Genomic DNA, 20,456 nt, shown 5'->3' with positions numbered 1-20,456 from the left:
GGGTGCGCATGACCGGTCGGACGTCCGCACGGGGTCAGGTTCGGGGTCAGGCGAGCGCCGGAGAGCTGCTCGGGCTCGTACGGAGCGGGCGGGCGACGACGCGTGGCGCGCTCCAGCAGATGACGGGGCTCTCCCGGGCCACCGTCGGCCTGCGGCTCGACCGCCTCTTCCGGGCGGGCTGGCTGCGCGAGGGCGCCGGGGGACCGGTCGACTCCCCCCTGGGAGGCAGGCCCTCCATCACCCTGGAGTTCGACGACGCGCACGCCGTGGTCCTCACGGCGGACCTGGAGACCCGGCACGCCCGCGCGGCCGTCCTCACTCTCACGGGGGAGATCCTCGCCGAGCACTCCGGGACCCTCGTCATCGAGGACGGCCCGGAGCAGGTCCTCGGTGAACTCGGCGCCTGGTTCGGGGAGTTGCTGGAGAAGGCGGGCCACCGGCCGGACGAGGTGTGCGGGATCGGCCTCGCCGTCCCCGGCCCCGTCGAGCTGGAGACCGGCCGCGTCGTCCAGCCGCCGATCATGCCCGGGTGGGACGGGTACGACATAAGGGGCCGCCTCGCCCGCGCCTTCACCGACCGCACCGGCGCCCCGCCCGTCCCGGTCCTCGTCGACAACGACGCCAACCTCATGGCGTACGGCGAACAGCGCGCCTCACACCCGGACTGCTCGGCGTTCGTGCTGGTCAAGGTGTCGACCGGGATCGGCGCCGGCGTCGTCGTCGGCGGCTCGATCTTCCGGGGCATCGACGGCGGCGCGGGCGACATCGGGCATATCCGGGTGGGCGCCGACGCGCTGTGCCGCTGCGGGTCGTACGGCTGTCTCGCGGCCGTCGCCAGCGGGGGAGCCGTCGCCCGGCGGCTGGCGGAGGCCGGGGTGCCGGCCGCCTCGGGGGCGGACGTGCGCGATCTGCTCGCCTCGGGGCACCCGGAGGCGGCGGCGCTCGCGCGGGAGGCCGGGCGGCAGGTCGGCGACGTCCTCGCCACCGTCGTCACCCTCCTCAACCCGGGCGTCCTGATGATCGCCGGGGACCTCGCGGGCACGCCGTTCCTGACGGGCGTGCGCGAGCTGCTCTACCAGCGGGCCCTGCCGCGCTCGACCGCTCATCTGGAGGTCGTCACCTCCCGGCTGGGGGAGCGGGCCGGGCTGGTCGGGGCGGGGGCGCTGGTGGTGGAGCACCTGTACGCGCCGGAGCGGGTGGAGGAGCGGTTGCTGGCTCTCGGGTACTAGGGGGTCTCCCGGAGGGGCCCCTCTCGTGAGTGATTCTCGCCACGCTTGATAGGGGTTTCGCTCACATGAGCGGATCAAGGGTGGTTGCACTTCCTCAAGGGGTGGCACTCAGTGTCACCCCTTGATCGTTCATCGATCAAAATCAGACGTGTGGAATCTCGCTCATATGAGCGCTAAGCTAGGTCGAGGGTAGGGGGCTGCCTTCAAGAAGTGAACACATGGCGGGTCATTTCATTGCCCCGGCTTTACTTTCGATCCCGTGGTTCACGGCGGGTTACAGGCATGTGACGCGTGCCTGGACCTCCCGAGAAGCCTTTGATCTGGGTATGTTCCTCGTCGTCAGGGCAGCCGCCGCGTCCTTGAGGAGTCGAGAACTGTGTCGGAGAACAAAACACCGCAGGCCGCGAAGTTCGTTTATGACTTCACCGAAGGAAACAGGGACCTCAAGGACCTCCTCGGTGGCAAGGGCGCGAACCTCGCCGAGATGACCAACCTGGGGCTCCCCGTACCCCCCGGGTTCACCATCACGACCGACGCGTGCAAGGTCTACCTGGAGACCGGCACCGAACCCGCGGCACTGCGTGACGAGGTCAGCGCCCACCTCGACGCCCTTGAGGCCCGCATGGGCAAGAAGCTCGGCCAGCCCGACAACCCCCTTCTGGTGTCGGTCCGTTCGGGCGCCAAGTTCTCCATGCCCGGCATGATGGACACGGTCCTCAACATCGGCCTCTCCGACAAGTCCGTCCAGGGCCTCGCCGCCCAGGCCGGCAGCGACCGCTTCGCCTGGGACTCCTACCGCCGCCTCATCCAGATGTTCGGCAAGACCGTCCTCGACGTCGACGGCGAGCTCTTCGAGGAGGCGCTGGAGAAGGCCAAGGCCGCGAAGAAGGTCACGGTCGACACCGAGCTGGAGGCCGCCGACCTCAAGAAGCTGGTCACCGGCTTCAAGAAGATCGTGAAGCGGGAGACCGGCCGGGACTTCCCGCAGGACCCGCGCGAGCAGATGGACCTCGCGATCCAGGCGGTCTTCGACTCCTGGAACACCGACCGCGCCAAGCTCTACCGCCGCCAGGAGCGCATCCCGGGCGACCTCGGCACCGCCGTCAACGTCTGTTCCATGGTCTTCGGCAACCTCGGCCCCGACTCCGGCACCGGCGTCGCCTTCACCCGCGACCCCGCCTCCGGGCATCAGGGGGTCTACGGGGACTACCTCCAGAACGCCCAGGGCGAGGACGTCGTCGCCGGTATCCGTAATACCGTCCCCCTCGCGGAGCTGGAGACGATCGACAAGGCGTCCTACGACCGCCTCATGGCGATCATGGAGACGCTGGAGAACCACTACAAGGACCTCTGCGACATCGAGTTCACCATCGAGCGCGGCCAGCTGTGGATGCTCCAGACCCGGGTCGGCAAGCGCACCGCCGGTGCCGCCTTCCGGATCGCGACCCAGCTCGTCGACCAGGGCCTGATCGACGAGACCGAGGCCCTCCAGCGCGTCACCGGCGCCCAGTTGGCCCAGCTGATGTTCCCCCGCTTCGACGAGCACGCCAAGGCCGACCAGGTCGGCCGGGGCATCGCCGCCTCGCCGGGCGCGGCCGTCGGCAAGGCCGTCTTCGACTCGTACACGGCCGTCAAGTGGTCGCGCTCGGGCGAGAAGGTCATCCTCGTCCGCCGCGAGACCAACCCCGACGACCTCGACGGCATGATCGCCGCCGAGGGCATCCTGACCAGCCGGGGCGGCAAGACCTCGCACGCGGCCGTCGTCGCGCGCGGCATGGGCAAGACCTGTGTCTGCGGCGCCGAGGAGCTGGAGGTCGACACCAAGCGGCGCCGGATGACCGTACCGGGCGGGCATGTCGTGGAGGAGGGCGACCTCATCTCCATCGACGGCTCCACCGGCAAGGTCTACCTCGGGGAGGTGCCCGTCGTGCCGTCGCCGGTCGTCGAGTACTTCGAGGGGCGCATGCACGCGGGCGCCGACGACGCCGACGAACTCGTCGAAGCCGTCCACCGCATCATGGCGTTCGCCGACCGCAAGCGCCGGCTGCGGGTGCGCGCCAACGCCGACAACGCCGAAGACGCCCTGCGCGCACGGCGGTTCGGCGCCCAGGGCATCGGGCTGTGCCGCACCGAGCACATGTTCCTCGGCGACCGGCGGGAGTTGGTGGAGCGGCTGATCCTCGCCGACACCGACACCGAGCGCGAGGAGTCCCTGAAGGAGCTGCTCCCGCTCCAGAAGAAGGACTTCGTCGAGCTGTTCGAGGCGATGGACGGACTCCCGGTAACCGTCCGCCTGTTGGACCCGCCGCTGCACGAATTCCTGCCGGACATCACCGAGTTGTCGGTCCGTGTCGCCCTCGCCGAGTCCCGCAAGGACCCGCACGAGAACGACCTGCGTCTCCTCCAGGCCGTCCACCGCCTGCACGAGCAGAACCCGATGCTGGGCCTGCGCGGCGTACGCCTCGGGCTTGTCATCCCCGGCCTGTTCACCATGCAGGTCCGGGCGATCGCCGAGGCCGCGGCCTCCCGCAAGGCGGCCAAGGGCGACCCGCGCGCCGAGATCATGATCCCGCTCGTCGGCACCGTCCAGGAGCTGGAGATCGTCCGCGAGGAGGCCGACCAGGTCATCGCCGAGGTCGAGGCGGCCACCGGCACTGAACTCAAGCTGTCCATCGGCACGATGATCGAGCTGCCCCGCGCCGCCCTGACGGCCGATCAGATCGCCGAGGCCGCCGAGTTCTTCAGCTTCGGAACCAACGACCTCACCCAGACCGTCTGGGGGTTCAGCCGCGACGACGTCGAAGCCTCCTTCTTCACCGCCTACTTGGAGAAGGGCATCTTCGGGGTCTCCCCCTTCGAGACGATCGACCGCGACGGCGTCGGCTCCCTCGTCCGGTCCGCCGCCGAGGCCGGCCGCCGCACCCGCCCCGACCTCAAGCTCGGCGTCTGCGGCGAGCACGGCGGCGACCCCGAGTCCGTCCACTTCTTCCACGAGGTCGGCCTCGACTACGTCTCCTGCTCCCCCTTCCGCATCCCCGTCGCCCGCCTCGAAGCCGGCCGGGCCGCGACCCAGTCGGAGGGCAGCGACCACCGCTGACCCACGGTCCCCGCGACCACCGCCGGTCCCCGACCCTCACCGATCGGCGGCGGTCGCGGTACACAGGAGGGGGCGGCACCCTGTGCGGGGGTGCCGCCCTCCCTGCGTGATACCCGTAATACTTTCGGTGTCCGCCGTTTCCGTGTTGCCTACATACGCTCCCCCGACGGAGTGCCTCCTAGTGTGGGTAGGTCACCATTCAGGAGGGAGCGGCGGGCCATGGGCGGCTGGAGCGCGGGGGAGATCACCGATCAGGAGGGCCGGGTGGCGGTCGTCACCGGGGCCAACAGCGGCCTCGGGTACGTCGCCGCGCGGGAGCTGGCCCGCAAGGGGGCGTGCGTCGTACTGGCGTGCCGCAGCGAGACCCGGGGGAAGGCGGCGGCCGACCGGCTGCGGGGCGAGGCGCCGGGCGCGGACGTCGAGGTCCGCCTCCTCGACCTCGGCGACCTGCGCTCCGTCCACCGCTTCGCGGAACGCCTGCCGTACGACCGTGTCGACCTGCTCGTCAACAACGCGGGCGTGATGGCCGTGCCCTACGGCACCACCGCGGACGGCTTCGAGACCCAGTTCGGCGTCAATCACCTCGGACACTTCGCGCTGACCGGGCTCCTGCTGCCCCGGCTCCTCGACGCCGACCCCGGCGCCCGGATCGTGACCGTCTCCAGCATGATGCACGCCATGTCCAACGTGGACCTCCGCGACCCCAACGGCCTGCGCAGCTACCACCGTTGGACCGCGTACGCCCGCTCCAAGACGGCGAACCTCCTGTTCACCCACGCCCTCGCCCGGCGCCTCGCCGACGCCGGTTCCCCGGTCGTGGCCGCCGCCGCGCACCCCGGGTACGCGGCGACCGGCCTCTCGGCGGGGGTCGGCGGGCGCGGCAGCCGGCTCCTCATGGAACTCGGCGACCGCGCGATGGCCCAGTCCCCGGAGACCGGCGTCCTCCCCATCCTCTACGCGGCCACCGCCGACGCGGTCCGCCCCGACTCCTTCACCGGCCCGTCCTTCGCGATGTGGCGCGGGGCCCCGGCCCCCTCGTGGCGAGCCCCCCGGACGCGGGACGACCGGGTGGCGGAGTGGCTGTGGGAGGTGTCGGAGCGGATGACGGGGGTGGTGTACGAGGGGTTGCGGACGGGGTGAGCCGGGGTCACCGGTCGGCGTAGTACCCGTACGACTCCTGGCGGCCGGTGCCGGTGCCGGTCCCGGTCCCGGTGCCGGGGGTGCTGGGGGCGGGGGACCCGTAGTACCCGTACGACCCCTGAGGGGACCCGTACGACTCCTGGGCCGACCCGTACGACCCTCGGGGTGTCCCGTACGACCCGTAGCCCTGGCCCGCGTACTCCTCGGCGTACCGGTCCGCGAAGTCCTCCGGCATCGGGGTCGTGTCGAGGTAGAACCACTCGGCCGTGGGGGAGGGGGCGTCGGGCGCCGGGGCGGGGGCGGGGGTCCGGTGGGGCAGCGGTGTCTGCGCGGCGCCCGGCTCCGGGAAATCCCAGCTCTCCCGCTTCTGCCCGGTCTCCCGCGTCTCCTCGGCCGCTCCCCGCTGCCCGCTCTCCCGCTTCTCGTTCGGCATCAGCAGCTCCACCCGCAGCCCCTTGCCCCGCTGCTGTGCCACGAACTCCTCCACCTGGCTGCGGCACGCGTGGTCGAGGTGCGTCACCCCCGTCAGGTCCAGCCGGATGCGCGGCTTGCCCGCCTCCGCCGCCCCCTCCAGCGCCTCGATCACCTCGGGCAGCCGCAGGAACGTCGCGTTCCCGGCCATCACGACCTTCGCCGTGTCCTCCTCCTCGTGCCGCCGGATCACGGTCCGCGACATCCGCAGCGCGGCCAGCACGATCCCGGCGGCGAGCCCGATCAGCACCCCTTCGAGCAGGGCCGTCGCGACGATCACGAGCGTCGTGATCGTCATGACCGCGAACTCCCCGCGGTCCTGCCGCCACATCTTCGGGAACTCCTCGGGCGCGAACAACTTCCAGCCGCTGTGCACCAGTACACCCGCGAGGACCGAGATCGGGATCAGCGCGAGCACCTGCGGAAGCAGCAGCGCGAACGCCAACAGCCAGACCCCGTGCAGGACTCGGGACAGCCGCGTCTTCGCCCCGGCCTGCACGTTCGCCGAACTCCGGGCCACGACAGCGGTGATGGGCAGCGCGCCCAGCAGCCCGGCGGCCGTGTTGCCCGCGCCCTGCGCGATCAGCTCGGGGTTGTAGCGGGTACGCGGCCCGTCGTGCATCCGGTCCACCGCGGCGGCCGTGAACAGGGACTCGGCGGAGGCGATGACCGTGAACGTGAGGATCGCGGTGATGATCCCGGCGTCCGCGAGCCCCGCGAACTGCTCGGGTCCCGGCACGTCGATCGAGGCGAGCAGGTTGCCGACCTGGAGCGTCCGCACCTCCACGCCGGGCAGCGCCGCGACCGCGATCCCGATCCCCACGGCGACCAGCGCGGCCGGCACCTTCTTGACCGGCCCCGGCGCCTTCTTCCACAGGAAGCTGAGGACGACGGTGACGATGCCGAGCCCGGCCGCGATCAGCGCCTGCGGGTTCGCGAAGGTGTCCGCGAGCAGCCCCGGGATACCGGCCATGTTCTCGATCGGCGTGCCCGGCGCCTTCGCGTCCATCATCGGATACGCCTGGCTGAACATCAGCGGCAGCCCGATCCCGGCCAGCATGCCCTGGATGATCGCGAGCGAGATCGCCTGGAAGAACCGCCCCAACCGCACGAGCCCCAGCACGATTTGGAGCAGCCCGGAGAAGAGGACGATCACGCCGAGCATGGCGACTCCGTGCTCCAGCACGGTCTCCGCGACGAGCGCCGCCAACCCGGCGGCGGGGCCGCTGACTTGGAGCGTCGAACCCCGGGCGGCGCCCACCACCAGTCCGCCGATCACCCCCGAGATGATGCCCAGTTCGGCGGGGACGCCCGAGGCGACGGCGACGCCGATGCACAGGGGGAGGGCGACGAGGAAGACCACGAGCGAGGCGGTGATCTCGGTGCCGATGTCACTCTTCGGCCCCTTGGACGGCTTCGCCGTTCCGGACGCCGTGGGCGGTGCGGACGGCGCCGGCGGCATCGGCGGTCCCCAGGCGGGCGGCGCCCCGTCGACTCCCGTGCCCTGGAAGCGACTTCGGCCCCGGCCCACCTTCGCCGCGTGCGTCCCGCTCATGCCGCGTGCACCCGGAACGCCCCGTCGGTGTCCAGCTCGTGCACCTTCCCGGTGTGCACCTCGTAGTACCAGCCGTGCAGCCGCAGCCGCCCCTCGTCCACCCGCCGCCGCGCCACCGGGTAACTCCCCAGCTCCGCGAGCTGGTTGACGACGTTCAGCTGGGTGACGTCCGGCAGCGACGGTCGGCTCGGCACGGCCTCCAGCGCGGGCGCGAGCCCCGGCCGGGCGAGACCGAGCCAGGCCGCGACCCCGGGCAGCGTGGACAGGTCGTCGCCCGAGGTGATCGCCCCCATCGCCCCGCAGTGCGAGTGACCGCAGACGACGACGTCCTGAACGCCGAGCACCTCCAGCGCGTACTCGATGGTGGCGGCCTCACCAGAAGGGCCCTGTTTGTCGTGCGGCGGAACGATATTCCCCGCGTTGCGCAGCTCGAATATCTCGCCGGGGCGTGCTCCGGTGATGAGCGCGGGTATCACGCGCGAGTCCGAGCAGGTGATGAACAAGACCTCCGGACTTTGCCCGTCGGCCAGTTTCCGATATTCGCCGCTCTCGAAGCCGACCCGCCGCTCGAACGACCGCGCACGGTCCAGAAAAGCCTGCACGTTTCCTCCCGGTGGACGCGTACTGCGGAGAAGATCCGCAGGTCAGAGGTGTGTGTTCCAGAACGTTAGAGGAGCGTGGGCCAGCGGAAGGTTAGAGGAACACTAAATCGAAGACAGTTGCCGGACATTTCTTGGCGCGGGTGAGTGGTAGGTGCGCCGAGTCTCTGAGTCGCTGCTCACAATTTCGCGGAACAGGGCGACGAATTATCGCGCCCCTTGTACCGTGTCGAATCCATCGAATGGAAGAGACGGAAGAGACGGAAACGCATGGGTGGCGTACGAGTCCTGCTCATCGAGGACGACCACACGATCGCCGAACCGCTCGTCGAGGGTCTCGGCCACTTCGGTCTGACGGTGCAGCACGTCAGTACCGGCGGCGAGGGGCTCAGGGGGCCGTACGGCGATGTCGTCCTGCTCGACCTGGGGCTGCCGGACATCGACGGCATCGACGTCTGCCGGGGCATCCGCAGCGCCTCGGAGGTCCCCATCATCATCCTCAGCGCGCGCGGCGAGGAGGCCGACCGGGTCCTCGGCCTCGAACTGGGGGCGGATGACTATCTCGCGAAGCCGTTCAGCATGCGGGAGTTGGTGGCGCGGGTGCGCGCGGTCACCCGGCGGTCCCAACGGGTCAGCGGGGGAGGGGAGTTCGTGACGCATGAGGCTTATCCCACGGCTCCCGCGGCCCCCTATGTCCCCGAACCCCCTTATGCCCCCGTGACCCCCACGGTTCCTTACAGTCCTCCCGCTCCCCTTGCCGAGTCCGTGCCCCAACCTCCGCCCTTCACCGGCCCGTTGGTGGTCGACCGGCGGACCCGGCAGGTGTGGGTCGGTGACGACACTGTCGTCCTCACCCCGAAGGAGTTCGACCTCCTGGCGCTGCTCACCGAGGACCCGGGCGCGGTCTACTCGCGGCAGCAGATCCTGGACCGGGTCTGGGACCCGCACTACCAGGGCCCGACCAAGACGCTGGACGTCCATGTCGCCACCCTGCGCCGGAAGTTGGGCAACCCGGCGTGGATACAGACCCTGCGCGGCGTCGGCTTCCGGCTCGCCGTGCAGACCCGGCCCCAGCCGCAGGCCCCCGCCCCCGCACCCGCCTACGACTGGACGGCGGCCCGGTGACCCGCCGCCTCGTGCTCAGCTACCTCACGCTCGCCGCGCTGGTCCTGCTCTGCCTCGAAATCCCCCTGGGATACGTGTACTCGGGGGCGGAGCGCGAACGGGTCGTGAACCTCGCCAAGGACGAGGCCGAGTCCGTCTCCGCCTACGCCTCGCTCTCCATCGCGATGGGCAACGCGGCCCAGGAACTTCCCGCCCGCGCGGCGCACTGCGCGGCCCGCATCGGCGGCAAGGTCCTGATCGTCGACACGGACGGCACCCTCCTCGCCTCCTCCCACCCCCTCACCGGCACCGAGGCGCACGACCTCGCGGGCTGGCCGGGCATCGCCGCCGCCCTCAAGGGCGCGGCGACGGCCGACGTCCGGACCTCCACCATCGGCGGCGTCCAGTACCTCGCCGCCTCCGCCCCCATCCGGCACGGCGCCGAGGCCCAGGGCGCCGTCCGGATCACGGTCCCCACCCGGATGGTCCACGAACGTGTCCACCACGTCTGGCTGCTGCTCCTCGCGGGCGGTGTCGCCGTGCTCGCCGCGGTGGCCGTCGTCGGCTTCGCCATCGCCAGCTGGACGGGCCGCCCGATCCGCGAACTGGAGCGGGCGACGCGTGAGTTGGCGAGCAGCGGCACCGCGGCCCCGGTGGCGATCACCGACGGGCCGCCCGAAGTCCGCAGCCTGGCCGCCACGTTCAACCAGACCGCCGCCCGCCTCGAACACCTCCTGTCCTCCCAGCGGGCCTTCGCGGGCGAGGCGTCGCACCAGCTGAAGACGCCACTGGCCGCGCTGCGCCTGCGACTTGAGAACCTGGAGAGCCACATCGCGCTCCAGGCGCGCGGCAGCCTCGGCGCGGCGATGACGGAGACCGACCGGCTCGCCCGGATGGTCGAGGGGCTCCTCGCGATGGCCCGGCTGGACGAGAAGGCCGTCGAACGCGAAGGCGTCGACCTGGACGCCGTGCGCGCCGAACGGCACCACGCCTGGGCTCCGTTGTACGAGCGGCAGGGCGTGCGGCTGGCGCTTGCCGGGGACCCCGTCGGCGTGGTGAGCGCGGTGCCCGGCGCGGTCGAGCAGATCCTCGACAACTTCCTCTCCAACGCCCTGCGCGTGTCGCCCGCCGGTACCACCGTCTTCATCGAGGTCCGGCGCACCGCGCAGCACGAACGCCGGTTCACCGCCCGCCAGTTCACCCAGCCGTTCGTGGAACTCCACGTCCTGGACGAGGGCCCGGGCATGACCGAGGAGCAGCGCCGCCGCGCCTTCGACCGGTTCTGGCGGGCCCCCGGCGCCCCCAAGGGCGGCACCGGCCTCGGCCTCGCCCTCGTCCAGCGCCTGGCCCACGCGAGCGGCGGCGAGGCCCTCCTGCGCATGGCCCCGCTGGGCGGCCTGGACGCCTTCGTCCGGCTCCCCGCGATGGCCCCGGCCAAACCGGCGCACCGCCCGGGAAGAGAACTCCAGGCGGCGCGCGGGCAGGGCTAGTTCAGCCGGAGACGGGGCTGGTCGAGCCGAGGCGGACCTCGTAGGTGGCGATGCGTACGTCGCCGTCGTCCAGGCACTCGCCGCTCGCCAGGTCGAAGCGCTGCTTCAGCAGCGGGGAGGCGACGAACGGGCGGCCCTGGTGGGTGCCGGTGAGGCCGCGGGAGAGAACTCCCGCCCCGCTGAAGGGGTCCCGGTTGTCGACGGCGTACAACGCGCCGTCGCGGTCCTGGAAGAGGGCGACCTGACGGCCGTCCGGGAGGAGGGCGGCGACGCCCCGGCCCGGGAGCAGCGAGGTGAGGTCACAGACCGTCAGCCATTCGCCGCCCAGGCCGACTTGCACCTTCAGGTCGGTCGTCTCGGGTGCCAGGGTCATCGCTGGGCACTTCCTTCCATGGGGCGCATGCCGATCGACAGCAGGGGCAGGTCGGGCTTGATCTGTTCGCGCTCCGGGACGAAGCCGACGACCGGGTCGGGGGTGTCCGGCGCGTTCACGAACGACACGAACCGGGCCAGTTTCTCCGGGTTGTTGATGGTCTCCGCCCACTCGTCGCGGTAGTTCGCGACGTGCGCCGCCATCAGCGACTCCAGCTCCTCGCAGATGCCGAGGGAGTCCTCGACCACCACGTCCCGGACGTGGTCGAGGCCGCCCGGTATCCGCTCCAGCCAGGTCGAGGTGCGCTCCAGCCGGTCGGCTGTGCGGATGTAGAACATCAGGAACCGGTCGATGAGCCGGACGAGTTCGGCGTCGTTCAGGTCCTGCGCGAGCAGGTCCGCGTGGCGCGGGGTGGCGCCGCCGTTGCCGCCGACGTACAGGTTCCAGCCGCCCGACGTCGCGATGATGCCGAAGTCCTTCGACTGGGCCTCCGCGCACTCCCGGGCGCAGCCCGACACCGCCGACTTCAGCTTGTGCGGCGACCTCAGACCCCGGTAGCGCAGCTCCAGGTCGATCGCCATCCGCACCGAGTCCTGGACGCCGTAGCGGCACCAGGTCTGCCCGACACAGGACTTCACGGTCCGCAGCGCCTTGCCGTACGCGTGCCCCGACTCGAAACCGGCGTCCACCAACCGGGCCCAGATCAGCGGCAGTTGTTCGACGCGGGCGCCGAAGAGGTCGATGCGCTGGCCGCCGGTGATCTTCGTGTAGAGGCCGAAGTCGCGGGCCACCTCGCCGATCACGATGAGCTTCTCCGGGGTGATCTCGCCGCCGGGGATGCGCGGGACGATCGAATAGGAGCCGTTCTTCTGGATGTTGGCGAGGAAGTGGTCGTTGGAGTCCTGGAGGGACGCCTGTTCGCCGTCGAGGATGTAGACGCTCGCGCCGATCACCGGGGCGAGCGAGGCGATGATCGAGCCGACGGCCGGCTTGCACACCTCGCAGCCGTCACCGCCCTTGGCGCCGTCGCGGCCGTAGCGGTCGAGGAGTTCACGGTAGGTGTTGATGCGCAGGGCGAGGACGATCTCGTACAGCTCCTCGCGGGTCTGCCCGAAGCAGCCGCACAGCCCCTTGTCGACCTCGACGCCGCTCGCCTCCAGCTCGGCGGTGACGAGCTGGCCCAGCACCTTCACGCAACTGCCGCAACTGGTACCGGCCTTGGTGCACTTCTTCACCTCGGGCACGGTCGTGCACGCGTGCTCGGTGACCGCGCCGCGGATCGCGCCCTTGGTGACGTTGTTGCAGGAGCAGATCACCGCCTCGTCCGGCAGCGCCGACGGCCCGAGCTGGGCGCCGCCGCTCGAACCGGCGGGCAGGACGAGGGACTCGGCGGAGACCGGCGGGACCGAGCCGGTGAACGCGCGCAGCGTGCCGTACGCCTCCGCGTCGCCGATCAGGATGCCGCCGAGCAGCGTGCCGTCCCGGGCGATCACCAACTTCTTGTAGAGGCCGGAGCGGGCGTCCGAGTAGACGACCTCCAGGCAGTCCTCGGCCGTGCCGTGCGCGTCGCCGAAGGACGCGACGTCCACGCCGAGCAGCTTCAGCTTCGTCGACAAGTCCGCGCCCAGGAAGGCGGATTCGTCCTCGGCGATGGTCGCGGCGACCGTCTCCGCCTGCTCGTAGCCGGGCGCGACGAGCCCGTACACCCGGCCGTCCGCCGCGAGCGCGCACTCGCCGATCGCGAACACGGCCGGGTCGGTGACCGTACGGCACTGCTCGTCGACCGCGATGCCGCCGCGCTCACCCACCGACAGCCCGCAGTCCCGGGCGAGTTGGTCGCGCGGGCGGACCCCGGCGCTGAACACCACGAGATCCGTGGCGACTTCGGAGCCGTCCGACAGCTTCATCCCGGTGACCGCGCCGTCCGCGCCGGTGACGATCTCCTGCGTGCCGGTCCCGGTGTGGACGCTCAGGCCCATGTCCTCGATGGTCCGCAGCAGCGCCGCGCCACCGCCCTCGTCGACCTGCACCGGCATCAGCCGGGGCGCGAACTCCACGATGTGCGTGGTGAGTCCGAGGCCCTGGAGCGCGCCGGCCGCCTCCAGGCCGAGCAGCCCGCCGCCGACGACCGCGCCGACCGTCGCCCGCGCCTTCGCGTACTCCTCGATCGCGAGGAGGTCGTCGATGGTCCGGTACACGAAGCAGCCGGCCGCGTCCTTGCCGGGCACGGGCGGCACGAACGGGTAGGAGCCGGTGGCGAGGACGAGGGTGTCGTACTCGACGCGCAGCCCCGAGCGGGCCGTCACCGTCCGCGTCTCGCGGTCGACGGTCTCCGCCGGGTCGCCGATGTGCAGCTCGATGCCGTGCTCGGCGATGAACTCCATGTCGGTCATGGAGAGTTCCTCGGGGGTGGTGCCCGAGAAGTACGAGGTGAGCTGTACGCGGTCGTACGCCGGACGCGGCTCCTCGCACAGCACGACCACGCGGTGCGTGGCGGTCAGGCCGCGCGCGGCGAGCGCTTCGAGGAAGCGCTGGCCGACCATGCCATGGCCGACAAGCACGATCGTGGGGGTGTCCGTGGGCATCAGGAGCCTCCGTCGTTCGAGGTCATGCCGTCGAGACTGCGGCGTGGAGGTTTCCCGACCGCATCACGTCTGTTTCCCACCGGGAACGCTGCCCTCAGCGGGGGCGGCGGCGGGGTGTGAGGTCGTGGGGAGGGGGCGGCGGGCCCTCTCCCGGTGGTCCTCAGGTACTACGGGGCGAACCCCAGGTACTACGGGGGCCAACCTCAGGAGCCGCTCATATCGATGGACTCTGCACGCATCCGCTCCTTAGGCTCCCGATCATGCCCGACATACCCCTGACCACCCTGCTTCTGCTCTGCCTGGCCGCGCTGGCGGCGGGCTGGATCGACGCGGTGGTGGGCGGCGGCGGCCTCCTCCTGCTCCCCGCGCTCCTCCTCGGCCTCCCCGCGGGCACCCCGGCCGCGCACGCGCTCGGCACCAACAAGGCGATCGCGATCGTCGGCACCTCGGGCGCGGCCGTCACCTACGTCCGCAAGACCCGGGTGGACGTCCGGCTCGCCGTCCGCATCGGCCTCGCGGCCCTCCTCGGCTCCTCCGGGGGCGCGTTCCTGGCGGCCGGGATGAGCACCGAGGTCCTCAAGCCGGTCATCATGGTCGTCCTGGTCACGGTCGGGGCGTTCGTCATCGCCCGCCCCGCCTTCGGCACGGCCCCCGCGACCGGCCCGGCGGGCCCCCGCCGCGTCCTGGCGGCGATCGGCCTGGCCGGTGTGGGCATCGGTTTCTACGACGGTCTCGTCGGCCCCGGCACCGGCACCTTCCTCGTCCTCACCCTCACCGCGGTCCTCCACCTCGACCTCGTGACCGCCTCCGCCACCGCCAAGATCGTCAACTGCTGCACCAACGCGGGCGCGCTCGCGACCTTCGCCTGGCAGGGCGCCGTCATCTGGCAGCTCGCGGCCCTCCTCGCGGTGTTCAACCTCGTCGGCGGGACGGTGGGGGCGCGCACCGCGCTGAAGAAGGGGAGCGGGTTCGTGCGGCTCGTGCTGCTGGTGGTGGTGTTCGCGCTGGTGACGAACATGGCGTGGGAGCAGTGGGTGGCGTGAGACCGAGGGGGGCGTGGCTCCGAGGTACTACGGGTATCACCGGGTCCCGGTGAGGTGCGCGAACACCACCACGTTCCCCTGATAACCCGTAGCCCTTGAGTAGGAGCCCCCGCAGGTGATCACCCGGAGCTCGGGCCGGTCGGCGGCCCCGTACACCTTCTCGTCGGGGAAGGCGTTCGCCCGGAAGACCTCGACGGCGTCCACGGAGAAGACGGCGACGGAGCCGTCCCGGCGCTGGACCTCGATGGCGGCGCCCTTGCGGAGCGCGCCGAGGGAGTAGAAGACCGCGGGTCCCTCGGCGTTGTCGACATGGCCCGCGACGACGGCGGTGCCCCGCTCGCCGGGGGTGGTGCCGGCCTCGTACCAGCCCGCGAGGTTCTTCCGCTCGGCGGGCGGGACGTCCAGGCTCCCGTAGGGGGTGAGCCCGAGGCCCATCAGGGGCGCGTCCACGCGGAGGGACGGGATGCGGATGCGGTCCGGGGGCGAGGGCGGCAGCGCGGGGGCCGAGCGGGGGTCGACGGCGGCGGTGCGGGCCTGCGCGGCGGACGGCTGGGGCGGGGCGTGTTCCCCGGCGCCGTTGTGCAGCAGCCAGGCGCCCGAGCAGAGCGCGGTGACGGTGACCGCCGCTATCGCGGTGTTGCCGACCCTGGGCATACGACGTTCCCCTCTCGCCTCGACTGGTCCCCGTACCCCCTCCGGGCCACGAGGGGCGTCGGACCCGGAGGGGAGGGGTGTGCGGTACCGGAGGACGGGCAGCGGAGGGTGCCCGTCAGATCCCGTCGCCTCTCGCCCGGCGATGCAGGAGCCAGGTACCGCCCGCGGCGGCGACGGCGAGTGCCGCCACGCCGGCCGCGGTCTGCACGGGGTCGGGGCCCAGGGCACCGCCGACCCCCGTCTTCACGCTCCCCCTGGGGTGCGCCGGCTGCCGGGCACTGGCGAGCATCACCACGAGATCCCCGGTGACCTTCTTCCCGCCCTCGGCGCACTCCGCGACGATCTCGTACGTCCCCGGCTGCGCGCTCGGCGGCACCTTGAACTGCCCGATGGCGTCGCCCTCGTGGGTCGACGGAGCGAGCGTGAACCGCCCGGCGCCGACCGCGCTCGCGTCCCCGGCGGCCGTCCCGCCGTCACCGCACGCGGTGGTGTTGACGGTGACCTGCGCGCCCGGCGCGGCGGTCGACGGGTACACCTCCAGGCTCCCGCCGTCCCCGCCGTACGCGGGCGCCGCGGCCCCGCTCGCGGCGGCCACGGCGAGCGCGGTGCCGGTCAGCAGCCGGACGGTACGTCGCATCGGTGCTCCTCCGAGCCTCGGTCGTGCCTCTGCCTTCTTGAGGTAAGAGGCAGCACGGCGGGAGCGCTTCCTGAGAGGGCGTCAGAAAGGGGATGAACGGGTGGCGGGGAGGAGGCGGTGTTGCTGTTGTTTCAGCAGGTCATACGGGGTGTGGGGGAGTGGGTGGGGAAAACCTTTCCGGGGAGGTGTGAACGGGTGACCGACACGCCGTCAGATCAGCGCCGTGGTGTGCGCGGGCCGAGCCAGTCCCCCTCAGGTATGAGGTCGCCGCCGGCGCGCAGGCGGTGGGAGAGGCGCGGGCTCGCGAGATAGACCCAGACCCGTACGGCCTGAGAGTCACGCTCCCGTACGACCTCCCGGGTAACCCTCAGGTACGGGCTGTCCGGGTCGTCCGCCCGGTATTCCTCCAGGAGGTCCAGCTCGGTGAGGACGGCGGCGTAGTACTCGGGCCGGACGGTGACGAGGTCGCCGTGCACGAGACCGCCGGGCGCCTCCACGGCGTACGGGTATCCCGGGCCGTCGTACAGCGCCGCGCCGGTCAGACGGGCGGGCTCCTCGGTGAGGGTGCGGCCGGACAGGAAGAGGGCGTGGTTGGCCTCGCCGGGGCGGAGGGTGCCGTACACGAAGAAGGGGAGGGGCGCGGGGGTCACGAGGGGATTCTCTCCCGGCCGCCTCTGTGAGCGCGCTATGGACATGACAAGTCGGGGCGCCTATAAATCGCTGTCGACCCCAGCGCCAACCCCACTACGCGCCCCCGAGGAGACCGATGAGCCCTCTACGGCACCACGTCCGAGGTTCCCGTCTCGCCGCGGCCGGCATAGCCGCGACCACCGCCACCCTCATGGCCGCGGTCCTCAGCCCCGTCGCCGACGCGGCCGACCGGCCCACCCGCGCGCAGGCGATCGACAACGCGGCGAGCGCCGTGGCCGACCGCGCCGCGAGTCTCGGACTCAACTCCGCGCAGGGGACGAGCGTCCGGGACGTGATCGTCGACAAGGACGGTGCACAGCACGTCCGTTACGACCGCACCTACCGTCAACTCCCCGTGCTGGGCGGCGACTTCGTGGTCCACCTCGCCCCCGACGGCGCCTACCGCAACGCCGACCGCGCGAGCAGACAGGCCATCGCGCTGGCGACCATCACCCCGGCCGTACCCGCGCCCGAGGCCGCCGACAACGCGGTCAACGCCCTGCGCGCCGCCCACCTCGGCGCCAAGGTCTCCCAGGTGAAGGCCAAGCCCCAGCTCGTCGTCGACGCCCTCCACGGCGCCCCGAAGCTCGCCTGGAAGACCGACGCCGTGGGTCTGGACCCGCAGGGCAACCCCGTCGCCCGGACCGTCGTCACCGACGCGCGGACCGGGGCCCAGATCGACGCCTGGGACGCGATCGAGACGGTCACCGGTGACGGCCAGTCCCTCTACGGGGGTACGGTCCCGCTGGAGACGACCCTCTCCGGTACGACATACCAGCTCAAGGACCCGACCCGGGGCAACACCTACACCGGCGACGCCGAGAACAAGACCGACCTCTGCATCTTCGGAATCTGCATCGTCCGCGCCCCCGCGACGCTCTTCACCGACGCCGACAACCACTGGGGTACGGGGACGACGGCCAGCCGCGCGACCGCCGCCGTCGACGCCCAGTACGGCACCGACGTCACCTGGGACTACTACAAGAACGTCCACGGCCGTAACGGCATCGGCAACGACGGCGTCGGCTCCTACAACCGCGTCCACTACGGCAACGGCTACAACAACGCCTTCTGGGACGACAGTTGCTTCTGCATGACCTACGGCGACGGCGACGGCACACAGCTCGGCCCGCTGGTCTCCCTCGACGTCGCGGGCCACGAGATGTCCCACGGCGTCACCTCCAAGACGGCGAACCTCACGTACTCCGGTGAGTCCGGGGGCCTCAACGAGGCGACCTCCGACATCTTCGGAACGCTCGTCGAGTTCCACGCCGCCAACTCCTCCGACCAGGGCGACTACCTGATCGGCGAGAAGATCGTCCGCTCCGGCTTCGGCCGCGACGCGCTGCGCTACATGGACCGGCCGAGCCGTGACGCCAACTCCGCCGACTACTGGAGCAGTTCGGTCGGCGGGCTCGACGTCCACTACTCCTCCGGCGTCGCCAACCACTTCGCGTACCTGCTGGCGGAGGGGAGCGGCACGAAGACCATCAACGGGGTGACGTACAACTCGCCCACGTACAACAGCTCCACCCTCACCGGCATCGGGCGGGCGAAACTGGGCGCGATCTGGTACCGCGCGCTCACCGTCTACATGACGTCCTCCACGAACTACGCGGGCGCGCGGACGGCGACGCTGAACGCCGCCCGGGATCTCTACGGCACCGGCAGCGCCGAGTACAACGCGGTGGCGGCGACGTGGAGCGCGGTGAACGTCAACTAGCGGTTCGCTTCGCGAAACGGCCGCCTGGGCACTGGAGTTGCCCAGGCGGCCGTTCTCGTCCCTCACGCCGTGTCCAGCTCGCACCACACCGTCTTGCCGACGATCAGCTCGCTGACTCCCCACCGGTCAGAGGTCTCCTCGACGATCAGCAGGCCCCGGCCGAAACACTCCTCGGGCGCGGCGGTGCGGGGCGTCGGCAGCAACTCGCCCCTCGCGTCGGTGACTTCGATGCGGAGGGCTTTCTCCGTTAGGAAGAGTTCGACGCGGAAGAGGCGGCCTCGGAGGGTGCCGTGGAAGACGGCGTTGCCGCCGAGCTCGGAGACCAAGAGGGCGGTTTTCTCGGCGAGTTCGGGGTGACCCCAGAGGCGGATGAGGCGCTGGGCGCGGTGGCGGGCGCGGGTGACGTTCTGGGGGAGGGGGGTGTATTCGACGCGGTCGTGATGCAGGGGTTCGGTGGGCGCGGTCATGCGGAGACCTCCACGCTTGCGTGACTGGTACGCGACGCAAGGTAGTGGGTTGTGTATCGCCGCTTCAAGCGAATCCCGGATTAATTCAACCGATCGTGTTTGCCAGTGGCGTCCCGGCCCGCCAGACTGGCGGCGCACGTACGCTAAGGAGCAGGCAAGTGACTCAGGGTCAGGCCCGGCAGGGAAACAGCACAACCAGCGTCCTGGGGCGCCGACTTGGCGGCGAACTCCTCAAACTCCGCACGGCGGCGGGGCTCACGCAGGGCGATGCGGGCCGGGTGCTCACGTCGTCGGCCGCCAAGGTGGCGAAGATGGAGGGTGGTTGGGTGCCGATCCGGGACCCGGACATCCGGGCGTTGTGTGAGCTGTACGGGGTGCGGGACATCGGAGTCGTGGGCGGGCTGCTGGAGTTGGCGCGGGTCGACCGGGAGCGCCGCAAGGCGAAGGGCTGGTGGGACCACCACTCCATGTCCGGCATCCTTCAGGAGTACGTCGCGCTGGAGAGTGTCGCCACGGCCATCAGGTCGTGGGAGCCGGGCTACCTGCCGGGGCTGCTCCAAACCCCGGACTACGTGCGGGCGATGAGGCGGGCTCCGCTGTCCATGGTGACGACGGAGTCGCAGTCGGACGAGGAGTTCGTCGAGTCGCGGATCGCCCGCCAGCGTCGTCTGCGTGAAGAACCGCTGCTGACGCTGCGGGCGGTCATCTACGAAGCGACGCTCCTCAACATCCCCGGCGGGGCGGCGACGGCCAAGGGACAACTCGAAGAGTTGCTGCGGGCGGCCGAGTTGCCGAACGTCAGCCTGAAGGTCTTTCCCTTGAACGGCGGGACGCACCAGGGGCTGAACGGCCCGTTCACCGTCGTCTCGTTCGCCGAACCCGGTGCCATGGACGTCGTCTACATGGATGCCCCCTTCAGCAAGCGCTGGATGGAGGGAGGCGAAGACGCAGCCGCCTACGATGCTTTGTTCGAGAAGATCGCCGTACACTCGCTTGGTGAGCGAGAGTCGGTGTCACTGATCGACCAGCTGCGTAAGGAACTGTGAGTCCATGTTCGAGTACCGCAAGTCCAGTTACAGCCATGAGGACGGGACCTGCGTCGAGGTCGCCACCAATGTTCCCGCCCTCATCGCCGTCCGCGACTCGAAGTCCCCCACCGGCCCCAACCTCCGCCTCACCCCGGCCACTTGGACGGCCTTCGTGAGCAGCGCGGCCCTCAGTCGACCGGCGCCACGCGAATGAGATTGCCGTCCGGGTCCGCGACGACGAACGTCCGCCCGAACACCTCGTCGCGCGGCTCACTCACCACGCGGACCCCCTTCCCCACCCACTCCTCGAACCGCCGGTCGATGGCCTCCGCCCCGCCGGACAACGACAGGCAGACCTCACTGGTCCGGGCCAACTCCGGGCTCACCCGCTCCCCTTCCCCACTCCACACCGCGAGGGACGTACCGCCGCCGAGGTCGAAGGTGATGTACCGAGGCGTCTCGAAAGCCGGCTTGAGCTGAAGCAGGTCCCCGTAGAACCGCGCCGCTTCAGGCGCATCGCTGACGTAGACGATAAAGCTGATCGAGTCCGACATGGCGCTCACTCCTTGGT

18 protein-coding genes are annotated in these 20,456 nt (G+C 71.0%); 9 read left to right on the top strand and 9 right to left on the bottom strand.

Annotated features, from left to right (window positions below; all coding sequences use genetic code 11):
* Window positions 1–8 precede the first annotated feature (8 nt).
* The 3 genes from ABZX85_RS10460 (at window position 9) to ABZX85_RS10450 (ending at window position 5,466) form a co-directional block, all read left to right on the top strand.
* Window positions 9–1,229 (top strand): ROK family protein, encoded by a 1,221-nt coding sequence (locus ABZX85_RS10460; RefSeq protein WP_355864646.1) that lies wholly within the window; start codon window positions 9–11, stop codon window positions 1,227–1,229.
* Between the two features lie 376 nt (window positions 1,230–1,605).
* Complete coding sequence (gene ppdK / locus ABZX85_RS10455; RefSeq protein ID WP_355864643.1) at window positions 1,606–4,326, top strand: pyruvate, phosphate dikinase; 2,721 nt, start codon at window positions 1,606–1,608, stop codon at window positions 4,324–4,326.
* Between the two features lie 219 nt (window positions 4,327–4,545).
* Window positions 4,546–5,466 carry an oxidoreductase gene (locus ABZX85_RS10450; RefSeq protein WP_355864640.1) on the top strand — a complete coding sequence of 307 codons (921 nt, stop codon included), beginning with the start codon at window positions 4,546–4,548 and terminating at the stop codon, window positions 5,464–5,466.
* A 7-nt stretch (window positions 5,467–5,473) separates the two neighbouring features.
* On the opposite strand, the gene ABZX85_RS10445 is transcribed toward ABZX85_RS10450, so the two are convergent.
* Both ABZX85_RS10445 and ABZX85_RS10440 read right to left on the bottom strand, forming a co-directional pair.
* Window positions 5,474–7,492: a SulP family inorganic anion transporter gene (locus ABZX85_RS10445; RefSeq protein WP_355864637.1), complete on the bottom strand. Its 2,019-nt coding sequence runs from the start codon at window positions 7,490–7,492 to the stop codon at window positions 5,474–5,476.
* A complete protein-coding gene (locus tag ABZX85_RS10440) occupies window positions 7,489–8,094 on the bottom strand; it encodes a carbonic anhydrase (RefSeq protein ID WP_355864634.1) in 606 nt (201 codons plus the stop codon). The genes ABZX85_RS10445 and ABZX85_RS10440 overlap by 4 nt, the downstream gene beginning before the upstream one ends.
* Window positions 8,095–8,361: 267 nt before the next feature.
* Here ABZX85_RS10440 and ABZX85_RS10435 point away from each other — a divergent pair, with 267 nt between their 5' ends.
* Both ABZX85_RS10435 and ABZX85_RS10430 read left to right on the top strand, forming a co-directional pair.
* Complete coding sequence (locus ABZX85_RS10435) at window positions 8,362–9,216, top strand: winged helix-turn-helix domain-containing protein (RefSeq protein WP_355864631.1); 855 nt, start codon at window positions 8,362–8,364, stop codon at window positions 9,214–9,216.
* A complete protein-coding gene (locus ABZX85_RS10430) occupies window positions 9,213–10,685 on the top strand; it encodes a HAMP domain-containing sensor histidine kinase (protein WP_355864628.1) in 1,473 nt (490 codons plus the stop codon). The genes ABZX85_RS10435 and ABZX85_RS10430 overlap by 4 nt, the downstream gene beginning before the upstream one ends.
* A gap of 1 nt (window position 10,686) precedes the next feature.
* Here the strand turns inward: ABZX85_RS10430 and nirD are convergent, their stop codons facing one another.
* Together nirD and nirB are read right to left on the bottom strand one after the other, a co-directional pair.
* Complete coding sequence (gene nirD, locus ABZX85_RS10425) at window positions 10,687–11,058, bottom strand: nitrite reductase small subunit NirD (protein ID WP_355864625.1); 372 nt, start codon at window positions 11,056–11,058, stop codon at window positions 10,687–10,689.
* Window positions 11,055–13,643 (bottom strand): nitrite reductase large subunit NirB, encoded by a 2,589-nt coding sequence (gene nirB / locus ABZX85_RS10420; RefSeq protein ID WP_355864623.1) that lies wholly within the window; start codon window positions 13,641–13,643, stop codon window positions 11,055–11,057. The genes nirD and nirB overlap by 4 nt, the downstream gene beginning before the upstream one ends.
* Window positions 13,644–13,903: 260 nt before the next feature.
* On the opposite strand from nirB, the gene ABZX85_RS10415 reads away from it, so the two are divergent.
* Window positions 13,904–14,686, top strand: coding sequence for a sulfite exporter TauE/SafE family protein (locus tag ABZX85_RS10415; protein WP_355864620.1), 783 nt, complete (start codon window positions 13,904–13,906; stop codon window positions 14,684–14,686).
* A 36-nt stretch (window positions 14,687–14,722) separates the two neighbouring features.
* Here ABZX85_RS10415 and ABZX85_RS10410 read toward each other — a convergent pair whose 3' ends face one another.
* The 3 genes from ABZX85_RS10410 to ABZX85_RS10400 all read right to left on the bottom strand — a co-directional run bounded on the left by ABZX85_RS10410 (window position 14,723) and on the right by ABZX85_RS10400 (window position 16,627).
* On the bottom strand, window positions 14,723–15,340 hold the full coding sequence (locus ABZX85_RS10410) for a class F sortase (protein WP_355864617.1): 618 nt from the start codon (window positions 15,338–15,340) through the stop codon (window positions 14,723–14,725).
* A 115-nt stretch (window positions 15,341–15,455) separates the two neighbouring features.
* Window positions 15,456–15,977 (bottom strand): hypothetical protein, encoded by a 522-nt coding sequence (locus tag ABZX85_RS10405; protein WP_355864614.1) that lies wholly within the window; start codon window positions 15,975–15,977, stop codon window positions 15,456–15,458.
* 215 nt (window positions 15,978–16,192) lie between these two features.
* Window positions 16,193–16,627 carry a gamma-glutamylcyclotransferase family protein gene (locus tag ABZX85_RS10400; RefSeq protein ID WP_355864611.1) on the bottom strand — a complete coding sequence of 145 codons (435 nt, stop codon included), beginning with the start codon at window positions 16,625–16,627 and terminating at the stop codon, window positions 16,193–16,195.
* Between the two features lie 116 nt (window positions 16,628–16,743).
* Here ABZX85_RS10400 and ABZX85_RS10395 point away from each other — a divergent pair, with 116 nt between their 5' ends.
* Entirely contained in the window at window positions 16,744–18,390 is a 1,647-nt protein-coding gene (locus tag ABZX85_RS10395) for a M4 family metallopeptidase (RefSeq protein ID WP_355864608.1), read from the top strand.
* Between the two features lie 62 nt (window positions 18,391–18,452).
* On the opposite strand, the gene ABZX85_RS10390 is transcribed toward ABZX85_RS10395, so the two are convergent.
* The gene (locus tag ABZX85_RS10390) at window positions 18,453–18,857 is read right to left on the bottom strand and encodes an ATP-binding protein (protein WP_355864605.1); all 405 of its coding nucleotides are present in this window, start codon (window positions 18,855–18,857) and stop codon (window positions 18,453–18,455) included.
* A gap of 158 nt (window positions 18,858–19,015) precedes the next feature.
* On the opposite strand from ABZX85_RS10390, the gene ABZX85_RS10385 reads away from it, so the two are divergent.
* Both ABZX85_RS10385 and ABZX85_RS10380 read left to right on the top strand, forming a co-directional pair.
* Entirely contained in the window at window positions 19,016–19,903 is an 888-nt protein-coding gene (locus tag ABZX85_RS10385) for a helix-turn-helix transcriptional regulator (RefSeq protein WP_355864602.1), read from the top strand.
* Between the two features lie 4 nt (window positions 19,904–19,907).
* Entirely contained in the window at window positions 19,908–20,099 is a 192-nt protein-coding gene (locus ABZX85_RS10380) for a DUF397 domain-containing protein (RefSeq protein WP_355864599.1), read from the top strand.
* Here the strand turns inward: ABZX85_RS10380 and ABZX85_RS10375 are convergent.
* Window positions 20,074–20,439 (bottom strand): VOC family protein, encoded by a 366-nt coding sequence (locus ABZX85_RS10375; RefSeq protein WP_355864596.1) that lies wholly within the window; start codon window positions 20,437–20,439, stop codon window positions 20,074–20,076. The genes ABZX85_RS10380 and ABZX85_RS10375 overlap by 26 nt on opposite strands.
* Between the last annotated feature and the right edge of the window lie 17 nt (window positions 20,440–20,456).

The organism is Streptomyces sp. NPDC004539 (assembly GCF_040610055.1).
In the GTDB taxonomy this organism is placed as follows: domain Bacteria; phylum Actinomycetota; class Actinomycetes; order Streptomycetales; family Streptomycetaceae; genus Streptomyces.
The sequence above is the reverse complement of the archived record's forward strand: the minus strand, read 5'-3'. Positions and strand labels throughout refer to the sequence as shown.